This window comes from Lysobacter sp. (assembly GCF_035655815.1).
GTDB lineage: Bacteria > Pseudomonadota > Gammaproteobacteria > Xanthomonadales > Xanthomonadaceae > Lysobacter_J.
This window is the reverse complement of the sequence record NZ_DASRTS010000053.1, coordinates 37729-56246: the sequence shown is the minus strand read 5'-3', so window position 1 is coordinate 56246 and position 18518 is coordinate 37729. Positions and strand designations below refer to the sequence as shown.

16 protein-coding genes are annotated in these 18518 nt (G+C 63.2%); 11 read left to right on the top strand and 5 right to left on the bottom strand.

All coding sequences use genetic code 11. The features are described 5' to 3' along the window. Positions 1-19: 19 nt before the first annotated feature. The 11 genes from VFE83_RS14325 to rffA all read left to right on the top strand — a co-directional run bounded on the left by VFE83_RS14325 (position 20) and on the right by rffA (position 10076). The gene (locus VFE83_RS14325; protein ID WP_324907307.1) at positions 20-976 is read left to right on the top strand and encodes a glycosyltransferase family 2 protein; all 957 of its coding nucleotides are present in this window, start codon (positions 20-22) and stop codon (positions 974-976) included. Continuing rightward, positions 973-1734, top strand: a complete 762-nt coding sequence (locus VFE83_RS14320; protein ID WP_324907305.1) for a GNAT family protein — start codon at positions 973-975, stop codon at positions 1732-1734. Before VFE83_RS14325 ends, VFE83_RS14320 begins: the two co-directional genes overlap by 4 nt. Next, positions 1731-1973, top strand: a complete 243-nt coding sequence (locus VFE83_RS14315) for an acyl carrier protein (protein WP_324907303.1) — start codon at positions 1731-1733, stop codon at positions 1971-1973. The genes VFE83_RS14320 and VFE83_RS14315 overlap by 4 nt, the downstream gene beginning before the upstream one ends. A gap of 1 nt (position 1974) precedes the next feature. After that, positions 1975-2718, top strand: coding sequence for an SDR family NAD(P)-dependent oxidoreductase (locus tag VFE83_RS14310; protein ID WP_324907301.1), 744 nt, complete (start codon positions 1975-1977; stop codon positions 2716-2718). Between the two features lie 3 nt (positions 2719-2721). Then, the gene (locus tag VFE83_RS14305; protein ID WP_324907299.1) at positions 2722-4131 is read left to right on the top strand and encodes an AMP-binding protein; all 1410 of its coding nucleotides are present in this window, start codon (positions 2722-2724) and stop codon (positions 4129-4131) included. Continuing rightward, positions 4128-5222: an acyl-protein synthetase gene (locus tag VFE83_RS14300; protein ID WP_324907297.1), complete on the top strand. Its 1095-nt coding sequence runs from the start codon at positions 4128-4130 to the stop codon at positions 5220-5222. Before VFE83_RS14305 ends, VFE83_RS14300 begins: the two co-directional genes overlap by 4 nt. Further along, entirely contained in the window at positions 5219-6442 is a 1224-nt protein-coding gene (locus tag VFE83_RS14295) for an acyl-CoA reductase (protein WP_324907295.1), read from the top strand. The genes VFE83_RS14300 and VFE83_RS14295 overlap by 4 nt, the downstream gene beginning before the upstream one ends. Before the next feature lie 29 nt (positions 6443-6471). After that, on the top strand, positions 6472-7833 hold the full coding sequence (locus VFE83_RS14290; RefSeq protein WP_324907350.1) for a phosphomannomutase: 1362 nt from the start codon (positions 6472-6474) through the stop codon (positions 7831-7833). An 80-nt stretch (positions 7834-7913) separates the two neighbouring features. Further along, complete coding sequence (locus tag VFE83_RS14285) at positions 7914-8279, top strand: EamA family transporter (protein ID WP_324907293.1); 366 nt, start codon at positions 7914-7916, stop codon at positions 8277-8279. 2 nt (positions 8280-8281) lie between these two features. After that, a complete protein-coding gene (locus VFE83_RS14280; protein ID WP_324907291.1) occupies positions 8282-8905 on the top strand; it encodes a class I SAM-dependent methyltransferase in 624 nt (207 codons plus the stop codon). Between the two features lie 31 nt (positions 8906-8936). Continuing rightward, entirely contained in the window at positions 8937-10076 is a 1140-nt protein-coding gene (gene rffA, locus VFE83_RS14275; RefSeq protein ID WP_324907289.1) for a dTDP-4-amino-4,6-dideoxygalactose transaminase, read from the top strand. A 57-nt stretch (positions 10077-10133) separates the two neighbouring features. Here rffA and VFE83_RS14270 read toward each other — a convergent pair whose 3' ends face one another. Genes VFE83_RS14270 through VFE83_RS14250 form a run of 5 tightly spaced genes read right to left on the bottom strand, consistent with a single transcriptional unit; the run spans position 10134 to position 18500 of the window. Next, the gene (locus VFE83_RS14270; protein WP_324907287.1) at positions 10134-12224 is read right to left on the bottom strand and encodes a hypothetical protein; all 2091 of its coding nucleotides are present in this window, start codon (positions 12222-12224) and stop codon (positions 10134-10136) included. Positions 12225-12270: 46 nt separating this feature from the next. Then, positions 12271-13170, bottom strand: coding sequence for an NAD-dependent epimerase/dehydratase family protein (locus VFE83_RS14265; RefSeq protein WP_324907284.1), 900 nt, complete (start codon positions 13168-13170; stop codon positions 12271-12273). Next, positions 13154-14191, bottom strand: a complete 1038-nt coding sequence (gene gmd / locus VFE83_RS14260; protein WP_414674750.1) for a GDP-mannose 4,6-dehydratase — start codon at positions 14189-14191, stop codon at positions 13154-13156. The genes VFE83_RS14265 and gmd overlap by 17 nt, the downstream gene beginning before the upstream one ends. A 47-nt stretch (positions 14192-14238) precedes the next feature. Further along, positions 14239-17169, bottom strand: coding sequence for a glycosyltransferase (locus VFE83_RS14255; RefSeq protein ID WP_324907278.1), 2931 nt, complete (start codon positions 17167-17169; stop codon positions 14239-14241). Beyond that, positions 17169-18500 carry an FkbM family methyltransferase gene (locus tag VFE83_RS14250; RefSeq protein ID WP_324907276.1) on the bottom strand — a complete coding sequence of 444 codons (1332 nt, stop codon included), beginning with the start codon at positions 18498-18500 and terminating at the stop codon, positions 17169-17171. Before VFE83_RS14250 ends, VFE83_RS14255 begins: the two co-directional genes overlap by 1 nt. Between the last annotated feature and the right edge of the window lie 18 nt (positions 18501-18518).

Below are 18518 nucleotides of genomic sequence, written 5' to 3'. Positions count from 1 at the left end.
CCCGACCCTTGCAGGACGCATGCAATCACCTTCGCTCGCCGATAACTCCACGCCGACCGTTTCCGTTGTTTCGCCGGTATACGGTTGCCGTGGATGCCTGGAAGAACTGGTCGATTCGGTTGCCGCACAGTTGCGCGGCGTCGTCGACGATTTCGAGATGATCCTCGTAGACGATGCCAGTCCGGACCAGGCATGGACGCGCATCCAGGAGCTTGCTGTCTCGCGCCCTTGGCTGCGCGGGCTCCGTCTTGCCCGCAATTTCGGACAGCATTCGGCGATTTCCGCGGGCATCGAGCACGCCGCGGGTCAGTGGGTGGTGGTCATGGACTGCGATCTCCAGGATCCGCCCTCGGCGATTCCGGAGCTGTACCGCAAGGCGACTTCCGGGGATTACGACGTCGTCTTCGTGCAACGCCGCAATCGCAAGGATAGTTGGAGCAAGCGTCTGTCGTCGTGGGGCTTCTTCAGGCTGCTGACCTGGCTCACCGGTTCGCAGCAGGACGCGAGCACAGCCAATTTCGGCATCTTCCGTCGTCCTGTAATTGACGCGGTATGTCGTATGCCCGAGCGTGATCGCTCCTTTCCTCTCATGGTGAAATGGGCCGGCTTTCGCCATGCCCTGCTTCCGGTCGAGCATGCAGGGCGCGCCGAGGGGCGAAGTTCGTACACACTGCGCAAGCTGCTGCGCCTCGCCACCAACATCACCCTGGGCTATTCGGAAAAGCCGCTGAAGCTCGTGGCCGTCTCCGGCATCCTGTGCTCGCTCGTGTCGTTCTTCATGGTGGCGCTGGCAGTGGCACGCTGGCTGGACGGCGACATGGCCGTGGCGGGTTACACGTCCGTGATCGCCTCGATCTGGCTCGTCGGCGGGATGCTGCTCTTCAGCCTCGGCGTTGTGGGTTTGTATGTGGGCCAAGTGTTCCGCAATGTGCAGGGGCGTCCGTACTACATCCTCGCCGAGGACACGCGCCGATGAGCGCCACCGCCATCGAACATGCTGGCGGCCGCGCCGAAGTGCGCCTGACCCCTTGGGACGAACGCGCGCTGGGGATGCGAACCGCGGAGATCGTGCGTCTGGACATCGGCGTCGCATCGGCCGCCGGTTCGCTCATCGCAGAGGTCGAGCGCTGGGGCCGAGCGAACGACGTGCAATACCTGTTCGGCCGCGTGGATGCGGCGGCGCCATCCGCGAAGAAGGCCGTGCTCGCTGCCGGCTTCGGGATCGTGGAGTGTTCCATTGCCCTGTCCCGTGCAGGCTTCGCCGGACTCCCGGCGGTCCCCGCGCGCATGCGCCCTGCACTTCGCCCGGTTGAAGAGGCCGACATCGCCGAACTCGAACGCATCGCGCGAGACGACTTCCATCACGGCCGCTTCCTGGAAGATCCCGCGATCGATACGGCGCTCTCGGCGGCACGCACCGCGAACTGGATCGGTGACCTCGCCCGCCAGCGTCTCGCCTATGCGGCCACACTGAACGGCAAGGTGATCGGTTTCCATGCCGAACGCATGAGCGCTGATGGCCGCCATGCCGACCTGATCCTGACCGGCGTTACCGGGCGCTATGCGATCATGGCAATGCCGCTATGGATCACAGCGCTGGAGTCCCTTTCCGCGCGTGGCGTGCAGGATTGCTCGACGCTTATTTCCGCTGCGAACACCGGCATCGTCAACCTCTACGCGAGGCTCGGATTCCGGTTTGACACTACTCTTTTCGGATTCAGGAAGTACCTATGAGCGACAACAACGATCGCGTCGTCCAGGCGTTTTCAAGCGTGCTCGGCCTTCCGGCCGACCGCATCACCGACGACCTGCGCTACGCCACGATCCCGGAGTGGGATTCAATCGCGCACATGTCCGTCATCGCGGCGCTGGAGGATGCCTTCGGCGTGATGATCGATATGGACGACGTCATCGACATGAGTTCAGTGGGCAAAGCACGTGAGATCCTCGCCAAGTACGGCGCCGCGGCCTGACATGTCACTGAAGGATCAGGTCGTCGTGGTGACAGGCGCGTCGCGCGGCATAGGCCGCGCGATCGCCCGGCACTGCGCTGGTCAAGGTGCCCAGCTGATCCTCATCGCGCGCGATGCAGACACGCTTCAGGACGTCGCGCACCAATGCGTTGCCGAGGGTGGCCCAGAGCCGCATTGCGCCGCACTCGACCTGAGCCAGGACGACGGCATCCCAGCACTCTTCCAGGACGTGTTCGCGCGTTACCGCAGGCTCGACGGGCTGGTTAACAATGCCGGGATCCTGCATGAAGGCGTGCTCGGCATGATCCGTTCCGAAGACATCGACCGCGTGCTCTCAGTCAACGTCAAGGCACCGTTGATGTTGATGCAGTACGCCGCACGTCTGATGATGCGCAACAACCGAGGGAGCATCGTCAACCTGGTGTCGATCATGGGCGTTCAGGGCGCCGCCGGTCTCACGCTGTATTCGGCGAGCAAGGCCGCGATGATCGGCGCGACCCTCTCCGCCTCCAAGGAACTCGCGCCTCGCGGCATCCGGGTCAACGCAGTCTCGCCCGGCTTCATCGACACCGACATGACGCGCGAGATGCCTGCGGCTGCGCACGCCGCTCGTGTCGCCTCGATCGGTCTTGGACGCGCAGGAACGCCAGAAGAGGTGGCACAGCTCGTCGTCTTCCTGCTTGGGGACGCGTCGGCCTACGTCAGCGGCCAGGTCGTCGGCATTGACGGCCGCATGGTGGTTTGAGCCATGGCGTATTGGGAACTGGAGCGTCATCGCCCGGATGCGACCGCACTGATCGATGCGCAGCGCGCGTGGACATACGGCGAACTCGTGGCCCTGTCCGATCAGACGAGCGCCGTCCTCGGGCCGGGCCGGACGGTCGGATTTCTGGCGATGCCCAACACCGTACAGGCCGTCGCGCTGTACCTGGGAGCTCTGCGTTCGCGCCGGCATGTGCCGCTACTCCTGCAACCCGACATCGATACGACGTTATTGGCGGCGCTGGTCGCGCACTATCGTCCGGACTGGCTCGCCCTATCGGTCGGCAGCGCGATGGCCGGATACACGATGGTCCACAGCACTGATAGCGTCGTCGTCCTCGTGCGCGACCAGTCGACCGGTGCGCCTGCCCCGCATCCTGACCTTGGCCTGTTACTTAGCACCTCAGGTAGCACCGGCTCCTCCAAACTGGTCCGCCTGTCGTACGAGGGTCTCGCCTCGAACGCTCGTTCGATCGCCCAATACCTCGGCCTCCGCGAGGACGACCGGGCCATCACGACCTTGCCGCTGGCCTACTCCTTCGGCATGTCGATCCTGAACAGCCATCTCGAGGCCGGCGGGTCGGTTGTCCTGACCGAAGAAAGCATGGTCGGCCGCGGTTTCTGGGATCTTGTCCGGACGCACGGCGTCACGTCGCTCTCCGGTGTGCCGGCCACCTTCGAAATGCTGCGTCGCGTAGGCCTGGAGCGCTTCCAACTCGATCGCCTGCGCATGCTCACCCAGGCCGGTGGTCGCCTTCGCGACGCCATGATCGAGAGCTTTCTCGATCTGTGCGGACGCATGGGCATGGAATTTTTCGTGATGTATGGCCAGACCGAAGCCGGCCCGCGCATCAGTTACGTGCCCGCCGCACGACTTCGCGAGAAAGTCGGCAGCATCGGCATAGCGATTCCCGGTGGACACTTACACATCGACGCCGAGAGCGGAGAACTGATCTATCGCGGGCCGAATGTCATGTTGGGCTACGCACAGCATCGCGACGATCTGGCGCTGGGCGATCAGACGCACGGGGAACTTCGCACGGGCGATCTCGCCCGACGCGACGAGGATGGCTTTTTCCATCTCACCGGGCGTGCCAAGCGCTTCATCAAGGTCTCCGGCAATCGGGTCAACTTGGACGAGGTGGAGTCGATGCTATCGGGCGAGCTGCGACGACTGGTGGCGTGCTCCGGCCAGGACGATGATCTGGTCGTCTTCGTGCCGGGCGAGCCGGTCATCGAACCCGCCCGCATCAAGCAGCTTATCCAGCAACGTTACAAACTCTTCCCCGGCCACGTGCGGGCGGTAGGACTCGATGCCCTGCCGCTCCTGCCCACCGGCAAGACCGATTATCAGGCGCTACGCAGCATGAGCGAACGCCAGGATGTACGAGCATGAGCGCCTCTGAAGCGATCGCACCGCTCGAAGCGGACGTGTACGGCCTGGACCGGGAATCGAAGCGACGCTGGCTGCTGGGCGGGCTCAACGAACTGACCCGGCACCATCGCTTGAACTGTCGAGAGTACGGCCGCATGGTCGATTCGCTCTGGCCGGCGGCGATCGAGGCACCTGACCTGGAGTCGGTGCCGTGGCTCCCCGTCCGCCTGTTCAAGATGCTGGACCTCAAGAGCATCCCGCAGCACGAGATCTCCCGCACACTCGTGTCCAGCGGCACGACCGGTGCCGCGGTCTCGCGCATCTTCCTCGACGCAGACACCGCGCGCTCCCAGACGCGTGCGTTGACCAGAATATTCGCCGAGTTTGCCGGCACCAAGCGCATGCCCATGCTCGTCGTGGACGACGACAGCTTCCTGCGAGATCGTTCGCGCTTCAACGCGCGCGCCGCGGGCATCCTCGGCTTCGCCAACTTCGGTCGCGACCACAAGTATCTGCTCGATGAGCAACTCCGGCCAGACTGGGATGCAATGCAGGCCTGGCTCGATCGTCACCCGGACCAACCTGTGTTCCTGTTCGGTTTCACCTACATCGTGTGGCAGTCGCTGGTGAAGGCCGCGCGACGCGACGGTCGCCGCTTCCGCCTGCCGGCTGGCAGCCTGCTCGTGCACGGCGGCGGCTGGAAGAAGATGGAGGAAGCCAAGGTGGACAACGCTGCGTTCAAGGAGGCCCTGCACGACGTCGTCGGCCTGGAGCGCGTGCATAACTATTACGGCATGGTCGAACAGGTCGGCTCGGTGTTTTTCGAGTGCGAACACGGCCGCCTGCATTCGCCGGCCTACGCGGACGTCATCGTTCGCAGCACGGAAGATCTGACCGAGGTGCGGAACGGCGCGCCTGGCGTGATTCAGGTGTTGAGCCTGCTGCCGCGCAGCTACCCCGGACACAGCCTCCTGACTGAGGACCTCGGCGTGGTCCATGGCGAGGACGACTGCCCTTGCGGCCGCAAGGGCAAGCATTTCAGCGTGCTAGGCCGCTTGAAGAACGTGGAAGTGCGAGGCTGCAGCGACACACGAACGGTTCCCACGCCATGACGACCCTCCTGTTCTCCAGTTCGGACGACACCGATCTTGCAGCGCAGCTGAAGCGGCTTCGCGCGCTTGGAACGCTGCAGCCGTTCTCATCCCCGGTCACGGAGTTCGTCGGCGACTTCACGCGCCGCGTGCTCAAGCTTCCTCAGCTTCGCGCGCATCCGGAACTGGCAACGCTCGCGCACTGGTTCCGGTCCGCGGGCATTACCCACCTGCAGCGGCGCGCGTCCGCGCCCGAAGGAAACCGCATCCTCGCGCGAGGGCTCGTCTTCCACTTGGCGCCCGCCAACGTCGACGTGCTGTTCGCCTACGCGTGGCTGATGTCGGTGCTGTCGGGCAATGCCAACGTCGCCCGCCTGTCGCAGAAGCCCAGCGCGCAGCGCGATGCCCTGATCGGCATTCTTGACGCTATGCGCGGAGAGGGTCTGCATGCGGAGGTTCTCGACCGGACCATCCTGCTCACCTATCCGCATGACAATGCGATCACCGCGCAGGTTTCCTCGCACTGCCACGCGCGCATCGTCTGGGGAGGGGACAATACCGTCCGCACGATCCGTGCGATCCCGTTGCCGCCGCTTGCCGTGGAACTAGCATTTCCGGACCGCTTCGGCGTCGCTGCGATTTCCGCGCATGCGCTAAACGCGGTCCCAGAGAACGACCTGCCGCCGCTTGCCAGGCGGTTCGCCAATGACATTCTCTGGTTCGCACAGCAGGCATGCTCGTCGCCGCGCTGCGTGTACTGGATCGGCGACCGGGAGATGGTCGCCCGCGCCAAGGTCCGCCTGTGGCGTGCGGTGCGCGAGGATGCAGCCCGCTTTGAAGACGAAGCCGCGGCCCTCATGACCCGCGTGACCGATGCGCACCTGCTGGCTGCACTGGGCCATGCCTCGGCCATCGACGGCGGCCTGTCGTCCCTGCCGATACGCCTGCAGGCCGGAAGCTCGGACGGTGACGTCAGGGAACTCCAATCAGGCAGCGGGCTGGTCGTCGAAGTGGAACTGGCGTCGCTGGCCGAAATGGGCGCGCAGCTCGACGACCGCGATCAGACGCTGGTGCAGTTCGGGTTCGAGCTCGTCGATCTCGACAGCCTGCTCGCGCAGCTGCGTGGCCGTGCGATCGACCGCATCGTGCCTTTTGGGCGCGCGCTCGACTTCCATCATGTCTGGGATGGCACCGACCTGTTCAGCGTCCTGCGCCGACAGGTGACGCTCACGAGCGTCTGAGCCATCCGCACCCCACTCGCTGGATGAACATGAACCTCTCCGCTTTTAAAGCCTATGACATCCGCGGCCGCGTTCCGGATGAACTCAACGAAGACATGGCGACCCGCATCGGCGTTGCGTTGGCGGAAATGCTTGACCCCGGTCGCATCGTGGTGGGCCGCGATGTCCGCCTGAGCAGTGTTCCGATCCAGACCGCCCTCATCGACGGCCTGCGCGCGATGGGACGCGACGTGGTGGACATCGGGGAATGCGGGACCGAAGAGGTGTATTTCCAGACCGATCATCTGCGCGCGGCCGGCGGCGTCATGGTGACCGCAAGCCACAACCCGATCGACTACAACGGCATGAAGCTCGTGCGCGAGAAGGCCAAGCCGATCAGCGGCGATTCGGGCCTGTTCGCGATCCGCGACTCGGTGTGGACTCTGACGGTTCCCACCGATAGCGAGACCGGTGCGCGCCTACGGCAACCGGACAAGTCGGCCTTCATTTCGCACCTGCTCGGCTATGTCGATACGGACTCGCTGCGACCGTTGAAGATCGTCACGAATGCGGGCAATGGCGGCGCCGGTGCGACCGTGGATCTGCTTGCGGAACATCTGCCGTTCGAGTTCGTGCGGGTATACCACGAACCCGACGGTCGCTTCCCCAACGGCATCCCGAACCCGCTGCTTCCGCAGAACCGGCAGGCGACCACGGACGCGGTGATCGCGAGCGGCGCCGACCTGGGTCTGGCCTGGGACGGCGATTTCGACCGTTGCTTCTTCTTCGATCATCGAGGTCGTTTCATCGAGGGTTACTACCTCGTCGGCCTGCTGGCCAAGACCATCCTGCGCCGCCATCCGGGCGCCAAGATCATCCACGATCCTCGACTGACGTGGAACACGATCGAGATGGTCAACAATGCCGGAGGCATCCCCGTACTCAGCAAGACCGGCCATGCGTTCATCAAGGAGCGTATGCGGACCGAGAATGCTGTGTACGGCGGGGAGATGAGCGCGCACCACTACTTCCGCGACTTCGCCTACGCAGACTCGGGCATGATCCCCTGGCTGCTTATCGCTGAGCTCATTTCAACCAGCGGGATTTCGCTCGCGGACCTGGTGGAGGAGCGAATGTGCCGTTTTCCGTGCAGCGGCGAGATCAACTTCCGCGTCGCCGACTCGCGCGAGGCCATCGCCCGCGTCATGGATCGCTATCTGCCGAGCGATCCTGCGCTAGATCACACGGATGGCACGAGCGCGGACTTTGGTGACTGGCGCTTCAACCTGCGCAGTTCCAACACTGAACCACTGCTGCGGCTCAACGTCGAGACGCGTGGCGACGTCGCGCTGCTTGAGCGGCAGACCACCGAACTGTCAGCCCTCATCGGCGCTCAGGATGCAGGCCACTAGCGTCCCTGCCGAGCCAGCCCCAGAATCGCCGAGACCGGTCGCCCGTGGTTAGGCGACCCGCCCAAGAACCAGGAAATGCCGTGAGCTACGTCTTTATCGCCCTGACGATACTGCTGACCGTGTACGGACAAATCGTCCTCAAATGGCAGGTCGGCCTGAATCCAACGGGGACCATCGAAAGCCTGACACTACGTCCGATCCTGACGCTGCTGCTCAATCCATGGGTCATCAGCGCCTTCGCCGCGGCGTTCGGCGCATCTCTGTGCTGGATGGCCGCCATCAGCCGATTGCCGCTGAGCAAGGCCTACCCCTTCACGGCGCTGAGCTTCCCGCTGGTCGCGCTGCTCGCTGCCTGGCTGTTTCACGAGAACTTCGACATGCACAAGATCGGCGGCACCGCGCTGGTGATCGCCGGCGTCATCGTCCTTTCCCGATCAGGAATCTAGACGTGGCACAGATCACCCATGGCGTTCGTTCGGTACTCTCCTCGGCCGTCGTTTACGATCTGACCCAGCGGATCCTGGGCGCCGAGCGCAGTCGCCGCATCCTGGTCCGCGATTACATCCGGCCAGAGCAGGGCGACCTCGTATTCGACATCGGCTGCGGCACGGCCGAGATGCTGCGCCACTTGCCCGGACACGTCAGATACATCGGCTTTGACCTGTCGCAGGACTACATCGATGCGGCGCGCCGTCGCTTCGGAAATCGCGGCAGCTTCGCTTGCATTGACGTCGCCGATTACCAGGACAGCGCTCACGACGGAGGCGCCGACATTGCCCTTGCCATCGGCCTGCTACATCACCTCGACGACGATCGCGCGGCCGCACTTATGCGTACGGCCTGGAACAAGCTGCGACCGGGCGGGCGTCTCATCACCATCGACGGCACGCTTGTCCCGGATCAGTCCGGCATAGCACGCACGATCATCCTGAAGGATCGCGGGCAGAACATCCGCGAGCCGGAACAGTACACGTCGTTGGCGACGCAAGCGTTCGGTTCGGTGAAGACCACTGTGCGCCATGACATGCTCTACGTGCCCTATACCCACTGCATCCTCGAATGCACGCGCTGACCGCAGCGATCCAGCAACCGGAGCCCTTCCAGTGATTCCGTTCAACAAGCCTTATATGACCGGCCGCGAACTGTCGAATATCGCGCAGGCGCACGCCAATGGACACCTGTCGGGCGATGGAATGTTCACCAAGCGCTGCAATCAGTGGCTTGAGCAGCACACTCGCGCCCGCCGCGCGCTGCTCACGCATTCGTGCACCGCAGCGCTCGAAATGGCCGCCCTGCTCCTAGACCTGGAGCACGGCGATGAAGTAATCATGCCTTCTTTCACATTCGTCTCCACGGCCAACGCCTTTGTGTTGCGTGGCGCAGTGCCGGTCTTCGTCGACATCCGCCCGGATACGCTGAACCTCGACGAGCGTCTGATCGAGGCCGCGATCACCGCACGCACCAAGGCGATCTGCGTGGTCCATTACGCCGGTGTGGCCTGCGAGATGGACGCGATCATGGACATCGCCCGTCGCCACGGTCTGCATGTCGTGGAGGACGCGGCACAGGGCATCTACTCCACCTACAGAGGCCGACCGCTGGGCGCGATCGGCGAACTTGGCGCGATGAGCTTCCACGAAACGAAAAACATCATCTCGGGCGAAGGCGGCGCGTTGATCGTTCGCGACGACGCGTTCGCCGAGCGTGCGGAGATCATCCGCGAGAAGGGCACCAATCGCAGCAAGTTCTTCCGCGGCCAAGTCGACAAGTACACTTGGGTGGACAAGGGTTCCTCGTACCTTCCGAGCGAACTGATCGCCGCATTCCTGTCGGCGCAGATGGACGAAGGCGATGAAATCACCCGTCGTCGTCTCGCTATCTGGGACCGTTACCATGCTTGGGCGGAACGTCACGAGGCCGACGGCCTACTGCGACGCCCGATCGTTCCGGAGCATTGCGGGCACAACGCGCATATGTATTACCTGTTGATGCCGAGCCTGGAACAGCGCACGCGCTTCATGGCCCGAATGAAGGAGTCCGGCGTGGGCACGGTGTTCCACTACATCCCGCTACATAGCGCACCCACTGGACTTCAGTGCGGCCGTGCAGACGGCGAGTTGCCGGTGACCGACACGACCAGCGAACGCCTGGTTCGATTGCCGCTCTGGGTCGGACTCGAACCTCAGCTCGATCGCGTCCTAGAAGCCGCGGACCAGGCATTGGGTGTCACACTCGGGGCCTAATCTTTCGGGCAGAAGGCTCAGACGAAGGGCGGCCCGTGAGGGCCGCCCTTTTGTTTGTCACGGCTTGGGGGGTTTGCTCGCGACCGCGTTGCGACGCTGCAGCTGGATGCCGTAGAGGCGCAACTCGCTGGACCCGTCCGTGAGGACACGGACCTCAAGGTCACTCACATCGGACGTCAGATCGAAGGGCAACGTGACACGCTGTCGTCCGGCACGCGCCGGCGCACCGCTGGCACGGACATCGGCTCCCGAGTTCACGACGACGTCCAGGTGCGCCACGCCCGGCCGTGGCGCACCTACCACTTCGATGTCGAAGGTCGCGCTGTACGGGCCATCTTCCAGTTTTAGGTACGGACCGAAGTGGAGGAAACCACCTGCGCCCTTGCTGACCAGCATGGCCGCACCATTTGCGGGCTCGACTAGCTCGCCCACGTTGTGCATCGACATCGGCGAAGGCGTGAGCCGCAGCGGCCGCCGCAGTTCGTCGTCCCAGCCAGCCAGGGCATCGGCCGGGTTGCGCGGAAACACGAGCACATTGAACCCTCCTATCTTCTCGCGTTGCACTTCCTCGCCCACGAGCGATGTGAGCAACGGCATGTCGAGCGCAGCAAGTTCCTCATCGGTCAGGACCAGGAACGTCTTTCCGCTCCAAGCGCTGGGCCGATACCAGCGCTCGGAAGAGAGATGGAACATGGGTCTTGGTAGCCCACGTACGATCTGGATCTGTCGGACTTTGACTCGCGAGTCGCTCATTACCGTCATGGCCCCTGCATTCCAGTAGGAACCGTAGCCGTAGCGCAGGCCTTGCTGCTCCAGCCACCGGACAACTGCCGTCTTCGGGGTGTCGGGCCGATGGATCTTCGGGTGGGCCATCGGATTTTCCGGCGAGACCATGCTCATTAGGAGCATGAGCGACACCAGTACACCGGTCACGCGGAACAGCGGCCGCGCGTTGTGATCGAATGTGTGGGCCACCACCACCAGAAGGGAAAGGACGACAGACGGAACCAGATACCGGGAGGAGAACGCCGGATTGGACATGTCCGGAATGGTGGTCGTCGCCTGGAGGAAACAGAACAGCCCGGTCGAGGCAGCCGCGAAAGCCGCAAGAAAGCGGTACCCCGGCTGCGGGTTGCGAATCCCGGCCGCGAGTGCGACACCCATGAGCGGCACGAGCACCAGCCCGGCAATGAAGCGCACAGCCTGATAGGCGCCCGCCACCCCGACGACGTCGCCGCCTGCCGGTGGCATCGCGCCAAGGATTTCCAGAATGCCCTGCAGCGTGAATCCGAGGTTGCGCGTCATCTCGACAGGGCTCAGCCAGCGTGCGAGGCCGGCTCCCTGGATGTTGTCCACTCGTGCAAGTACCGCTGCGTGAAGCACGGCTCCAAGTAGTCCTGCGCCCAGAATGATGCCGGCAAGGATGATGGATTTGCGCAAGCGTCGGTCGACGTGGAAGCCTGAATTCCACGCGCGATAGAGGACGTCGACCGCGATTGCGGACAGCAATGGCAATGCGTACGACGCAGCCGCACGTTGGGTGTTGCTCCAGAACGCCAGTACGACGAGGCCGGCCAGCAATGCGCCCCACAGCCAGTTGCTGCGTCCTTCGGCCTGCATGAATCGCCATGCCAGGTAGACCTGGAAGCAGGCCAGATAGAACACTGCGCCGTACGACCCTTGGCCGAAGAGATTCTCGGTGACTTGCAGCGACAGGCCACTGGCGACGATCGCCACGCAAAGCAGTCGGATCCAGACAGACCGCACCGCGATGCTGGCGACCAGCCACGTGCCCCAGAGCACGAGCAGCGAAGTCACAGCACCCGAGATCGCATGCAGCAGGTAGCCGTTCTCCGCGAATGGAAGGAACGGGAGGATGAAAAGCTGGCCGAACACGACCATGAGGTCGCCGTTCACGTAGGTCCAATCGCGCGGGAAGTATGAACCCGCTTCGTAGATCTCCTGCGCAAGCAGGCTTTTCGCCGCCGAATCGGAATGGAAGTATTCGAAATAGCCGACGAATACGTAGCCCATCAGCAGCGCCAGATTGCACGCCAGCACCACAAGCAACGCGACTTTAGCGACACGCGCCGCGATTGCGTGGTGACGTTCCCATTGGCCGCCGGTCAATCCCCAGCCGTTCGACATTCCAATCCCCTTGCTAGCGCCCGTTCGCTCGGCCCCGAGCCGATTCTCAGGCTTCGTTTCGATACATCCACTCAAGCGTGTCGCGCAACGCAATCTGCGGCAGCGGTCCTATCGTTCGAGCCAGGCGCCCCGCATCCCCCCGCAGCCGCTTAACCTCGTTCGCGCGTACAAATGCCGGATTAACCACAACGTCCATGCGATGCCCGCTGATCGACTCCATCAGCGCGATGACCTCGCGCAACGAATATTCCTGGCCGGAGCACACGTTGAAAACATCGTCTGCGGCAGGAGCTTCGATCAGCCCCGTATAGATTTCGGCGACACCCCTGACGTCGTAGAAGTCCCTGGAAACATCCAGGTTCCCCAATTCGATTCGATCCGCCTTGCGTTTGAAGTGCGAGACGATCTTCGGGATGAGGAATTTTTCCGACTGACCGACACCTGTGTAGTTGAACGGTCGGGTGACCGTAATGGGCAACTGCGGACGCCACAGATTCGCCATCAGCTCCATCGCCAGCTTGCTGACCGCGTAATCGTTCTGTGGCGCCGGGGCAACCTGCTCATCTACGGTGCCTTCGGCGTTGCCGTAGACGTTCGCGCTACTAGCCAGTAGCACCCGACGCGGCTTGCGTTCGGTGGCCGCAAGCCCTTCCAGCAGGTTCCGGGTACCGACGACGTTGACGCGGTAGATCTCGTCCGCGTCGCCATGCGCGACAAACGAGATCGCCGCCAGGTGAATCACGACGTCCGGTCGCGCATTCAAGGCCGCTGCAAGCGTCGCCTGCCGGTCCAGGAGATTGACGGCTTCCCCGCCGCCATCGCCGGCGTGCGACCAGGCCTTTACCCGATAGCCAGCACGCTCTAGCGAAGCGCGCACGTAGCGCCCGGTGAAACCCTCGGCGCCTGTCAGCAGCGCAGTGGGAGCCTGATCAGAAGGAGAAGCCACGCTCGTTCCTTGCCAAGTCCGCACGGACCATCATTTCGCACAGGTCTTCAAGCGAAGTGCGAGGCTCCCAGCCCAGCTTCTCCTTGGCTTTGGACGGGTCGCCGATCAGCAGGTCGACCTCGGCTGGACGATGGAACTTCGGATTGATGCGCATCACGACCTTGCCGTTCGCGGTATCAACCGCCGTCTCGTCCTGGTCCTTGCCGCGGAAGTCGACAGTGATGTCCGCACCCTTGAACGCCATACGCACAAAGTCGCGGACGGTCTCGGTGCGATTGGTCGCCAGCACGAAGGTGTCCGGCTCGTCGACCTGCAGCATCAGCCACATCCCTTCGACGTACTCCTTCGCGAAGCCCCAGTCGCGCTTGGCGTCGAGGTTGCCCAGCTCGAGGCAGTCGAGCATGCCGAGCTTGATCTTGGCCACCGAGTCGGTGATCTTGCGGGTGACGAACTCGCGACCACGCAGCGGACTCTCGTGGTTGAAGAGGATGCCGCTGGTGCCGAAGATGTCGTAGCTCTCGCGGTAGTTCACCGTGATCCAGTGCGCGTAGAGCTTGGCCACGCCGTACGGACTGCGCGGGTAGAAGGGCGTGTCCTCGCGCTGGGGTACGGCCTGCACCTTTCCGAACATTTCGGAAGTCGAGGCCTGATAGAAACGGATTTTCGGATTGACCAGACGGATCGCCTCGAGCAGATGCAGCGCGCCGACGCCCGTGATCTGAGCGGTCGTGCCGGGCTGGTCGAAGCTGACACCGACGAAGCTCTGCGCGGCGAGGTTGTAGACCTCATCCGGCTGTACGCGCTGCACCAACGCGATGCTGGAACCCAGGTCGGTCAGGTCGTACTCGACCAGATGGAGGTTGGGGTGTCCGCTGACGCCCAACTCGTCGATGCGCCAGAAGTTGACCGAGCTGGTTCGCCGGTACGTTCCGTAAACGGTATACCCCTTCTCCAGCAGCAGTTGTGCGAGATAGGCACCGTCCTGACCGGTGATCCCCGTGATAATTGCCTTCATGGCCATTCCCGTTGGTTAATTAGATCTTGAATTGCGAACGCGACTTCATGCCGCTACGGCGCGAGGTTGGGGTTCCGCAACGCGGCAATTCCAGCACCCACGTCTACCAGCGCGCCGCGAGCGCGGAGCCCGTTAACCCGTTCGCGCTGTAGCGCATCGCGCTCGGCCTGAGCTGGCCAGCAAGTAACGAAGTCCCCTTGTTGGATTTCCAGGACGTCGTCATCGATCGCGTCTGCCGGCAATTTCAGCAACGACGCAGCCATTTTGCGCGCGTAGCGATAGCGGTCATCACCCTGACGGATCTGGATGAGATCGACGCGCCATCCCGGACGAGCTTCGCTGAGCGCCTCGTGCAGTGCTTGCGAAAGTCCGGCCCACCCCGGCTGCCCTTCGCTTGGAGCTTCCGTCACGTCGATGAGCCATTGACGCGCCGGAAGGCGCGCGGGGAACGTCAGCGCGGCCGCTTCCGCGATTGCGATCAGGTCTCGGTCGCATGCCTCCGCGGAGTGCGCCCCTATTTCCCTCACCATAGCCAGCTCACCGTCTCGTTGCGCTTCATAGAATGCCTCGATCCGTTGGCAGTATTGCTCGGCGCAGACACGGGGCGCGTGCTTCTCCGCCACGATATTGGCCGCGTTGCGTCCCAACTGCTTGCGGAAGGCCTCGTCCCGCCAGAGCTGCTCCAATGCAGAGACCAGCTCGACGTTGTCGAATTCGTCGTTCAAGACGAGCACGCCATGTGGAGGCAGATCGGCCATGGCCCCATTGGCGTTCACGACGGTGGCCAGGCCGTAGTTCATGCAGTCATATACAGCGCCAGATGTTTCGCCCCTCGAAAGGGTACGTAACTGGACTGCCACATCCGCTGCTGCGAGATAAGCCTGATAGGTGTCGGAATCCGCCCAACCGGTGACCGTGACTTGGCCGCCGAGGCGCTGGTTGTCGATGTCGTGCTGCAGGCGCACACCGTAGTCCCCGGCATGGTTCTCGCCGACGAACACGAGTTGCGATTTTGCGTAACGCGAAAGCTCCGACGCCGACCAGGCCTCGAGCAATCGCGCACTGAGCTTGGTTGGGGCAACGTGTCCGAAACTGCACACCACGAAGTCGTCGGGATCGATGCCGAGTTGCCGGCGGGCTCCGTCTCGATCGATCTTGGCTGGGGGCGCGCGCAGATGCGGAATCTCTGCCCATGCGTCACTCGTGCCGGCGCCATACCATTCATCACCCAGACGACGGGCGTAGCTCGAATGCACGATCAGACCGATGTTGGCGCCGAGCACGTCGAAATTGCAGGGATACTTGAAGATCATGGGCGCGATGTCGGACGACTTGCTGTTGTCCAACAGTGCCGGATAACCGTGCGACCTGAAGAGGTCACGCATCCACAACTGCGGCAGGCCGCCGCTTAGTGCCATATGCGCGCGAATTCCGCTCAGGAAGAAGTCATGCAGCACGACCACGCCGGGAATCGTACGCATGAGTTCGAACATGTGCGCATGGAACTGCGAGTTCCCGACCTGATACACGACCCGCTCGTAATCCGCTTGGTGATCTACGAACCAATCCACGCTGCGCACCTCGGCGCATGCGCTGACCTGGGGCGCGGCGACATCCTGCTGCGCCACGATGACGTCGATCTCGTAGAAACGCGATAGCTCCGGGATCAACTCCGTACTGTAGGTCGCAATCCCGCTGCGCTCCGGAGGCAACGGAGTCAGTAGAGCCATACGTGGACGTCGCGCGCGCGCGGCAACAGAGACCCGTTCCGACGTGGCGACGCGCCGGGCGGATTCCTCGAACGCGCCCAAGGCGCGACGCGCGCTTTCCTTCCAGGAAAAACGCCGCGCCTGCTCGTACCCATGCCTGACGAGGTCGGCCCGGAACGCTTCGTTCGTCAATACCTCGAACATTTTAGCCGTCATCGCCTGGTCGGAGCGCGCGTTGAAAAGCGCGTCGGACCGTCCCACCACCTCGGGAAGGCTCGACGCGTCGGCCGCAATAACCGGTGTGCCGCAATGCATCGCCTCGAGCAGGGGTAGCCCAAATCCCTCATGGAAGGAAGGGAACACGAATGCCGTGCTGAGATTGTAGAGCGCGACGAGCTCCTCGTCGGAGACAAAGCCCGTCAGTACAAGTTCGGACTCGTCCAGACCCGCTGAGCGCGCTACTGCTTGCAGCGCTTGGCGGCTGTCGTCCGTGACCGAGCACACGACGGCCAACTGGTGCGCGTGGCGGACTTCGGACGGAAGCGAAGCGAAGGCGCGAATGAGCCCTTCGATATTTTTCCGGTAATCGATACCGCCGGTGTACATCACGAAGGGGCGCATCAGGCCAAGCTTGCCGCGGAGTGCCCGCTCAGCTTCCGGAGTCACATCGATACGGTGAAAGCGTTCGTCAGCGGCGGAGGAGATGTTGACCACGGAGTCAGGTGAGAACTCCAGGTGTTCAATCGCCTCCCGGCGAGCGGATTCGGAAATCGCCAACAGCAGATTGGCGCGTTTAAGCTGGTCGACCTTCGACAGATACCAAGTCGCAGACGTCGGATCCGCCAGGTACTTCTCACGATGGATATACGGAATCAGGTCGTACAGCGTGGGAGCCACCGGGGTAGTCCCGGAAAAACGACCGATGCTGGTGACAGCAGCGTCGCTCATTCCTTCGAACAGGCTGGTGACATGTACGATGTCGGGCTTCAGCCCGGCCAGGAAGCACTCCCTGAGGATCTCATCGGGCACGCGACGCGCGGGCGAAAGGTGACCACCGGAAGGGTGCCAAACGCGTATCGAATCCGGCGGCAACAAGCCGTTGAATGCATTGCGGAGCGGTTCGACGCTGTCGACGAGCGCCCCGTTCAAGGCAATGAGCATCTCGTGATCGCCAGCTTGCGCGGCCATCGCCTGTGCGAGCGACAAGGAGTACCGGCCGATACCCCGGAATCGGCTGACACTCTGCGCACCCTGCAAGTCGATCACGATCCGCATCATGCCGCTCCTTTTCCGGATGCCCTGCGCAGCGCATGGAGGAACTGTTGCCCGCGCACGGACAGGATTTCCTCGGCCTGCACCGGCTTGTTGTTCACTGCGACGAGGGTTCGCAGGCGCGCGGTTTGCTCCCATGCCCTCAGGCGTGCATCCGCATTGGGCACGACGGTTACGAAAATCCGTCGCAAAAGCGGTCGACGATTGATCGGACCCGCAATGTTGACGAACAACGGGCGCGCGCCATGCTTCACCAGTCGTTTTGCCGCGCCTAGGAATTGAGCCGGCGATCGAGACAGCGCACGAAGTGCGCGGCCGCCAAAGCGGATGGGCCACGTCACTCGCCATGACAGGCTGCTCGCCATGAGCGCTATCTGGTGTTGGCCCTGATGAGCCATCAGCTCCCACCGGTGCGCCTGTTCGGTAAGGCGGGCGATGGATTCGTGCGACTGCTTCCACTCGCGGGCGAGCCATTGCCCTTGGGCGATCTGTTCCTTGAGCAGTTCGTCGAGCCGGTTGCGCGCGCTTTCGACGCTCTCCAGGTCACGCCTGAGGCCTGCCACGTTTGATTCCGAAGCGGTCAGTTCGTTGCGCCATTTGCGCTCCTGCTCGGCCCATTGCTCGCGCCACTGCGCGCCGAAGGTGGAGGTTGCCGTGCCGCTCAACGAAACGCCGTCGAACACGTTCGGCGGCGTTGCGAATGACGCGCCGAGCTCTGGATGCTCCGAGGAAACGTAGAAGCGGTTGAGTCCGTCGAAGTAAACGAACTTGTACCCCTTCGCGACGAGGATGGGATCCCACTCGTGGTGGCTCTCCAGCTTCGTGGTCGGGAGCGTGCTCTCGACGACGACGACCCACGGCCGCACAGGCGAGTCCCGCCAGCTTCGCAACACAGAGGCCTCGGCGCCTTCGACATCCACCTTCAACCAGTGCACTTCGCCTGGCGCATGCGCTAGCACCTGGTCGAGCGTCACTGCGGGCACCACGGTTTCGATGACCTCGAAGCTGGTCGCGTGCTGTCGCGCAAGCGACGGATCCAGCGTACTCAGGCCCGTTCTGGGCATTTCGAAGAACGAGAGCGTACCAGGCGTCTCGGAAACGGCCGCATGGATGACCACCTCGTCAGGACGCGCGGCGCGCAGCTCTTGCGCATACGTGGCGGCCGCATCGACATGGATTCCCCGCCAGCCTTGTTCGTAGAACATGCGGCTGACCGAGTCCTCGTCGGGACTCTGCGCGCCGATGTCGATGTAGGAGCCGTGTTCGACGTGGCCGAGGGCCCGCCAAAGCATGACGTCTTCGAAGTTCTGCGCGTAGGAGACCAGTCGGGTCATTGATAAGATGTGGAAGTC

Bases quoted from the DNA above. Each gene is read 5' to 3' on its own strand.
- VFE83_RS14325 (WP_324907307.1), top strand. From the start codon at position 20: ATGCAATCACCTTCGCTCGCCGATAACTCCACGCCGACCGTTTCCGTT.
- VFE83_RS14320 (WP_324907305.1), top strand. From the start codon at position 973: ATGAGCGCCACCGCCATCGAACATGCTGGCGGCCGCGCCGAAGTGCGC.
- VFE83_RS14315 (WP_324907303.1), top strand. From the start codon at position 1,731: ATGAGCGACAACAACGATCGCGTCGTCCAGGCGTTTTCAAGCGTGCTC.
- VFE83_RS14310 (WP_324907301.1), top strand. From the start codon at position 1,975: ATGTCACTGAAGGATCAGGTCGTCGTGGTGACAGGCGCGTCGCGCGGC.
- VFE83_RS14305 (WP_324907299.1), top strand. From the start codon at position 2,722: ATGGCGTATTGGGAACTGGAGCGTCATCGCCCGGATGCGACCGCACTG.
- VFE83_RS14300 (WP_324907297.1), top strand. From the start codon at position 4,128: ATGAGCGCCTCTGAAGCGATCGCACCGCTCGAAGCGGACGTGTACGGC.
- VFE83_RS14295 (WP_324907295.1), top strand. From the start codon at position 5,219: ATGACGACCCTCCTGTTCTCCAGTTCGGACGACACCGATCTTGCAGCG.
- VFE83_RS14290 (WP_324907350.1), top strand. From the start codon at position 6,472: ATGAACCTCTCCGCTTTTAAAGCCTATGACATCCGCGGCCGCGTTCCG.
- VFE83_RS14270 (WP_324907287.1), bottom strand. From the start codon at position 12,224: ATGTCGAACGGCTGGGGATTGACCGGCGGCCAATGGGAACGTCACCAC.
- gmd (WP_414674750.1), bottom strand. From the start codon at position 14,191: ATGGCCATGAAGGCAATTATCACGGGGATCACCGGTCAGGACGGTGCC.
- VFE83_RS14255 (WP_324907278.1), bottom strand. From the start codon at position 17,169: ATGCGGATCGTGATCGACTTGCAGGGTGCGCAGAGTGTCAGCCGATTC.
- VFE83_RS14250 (WP_324907276.1), bottom strand. From the start codon at position 18,500: ATGACCCGACTGGTCTCCTACGCGCAGAACTTCGAAGACGTCATGCTT.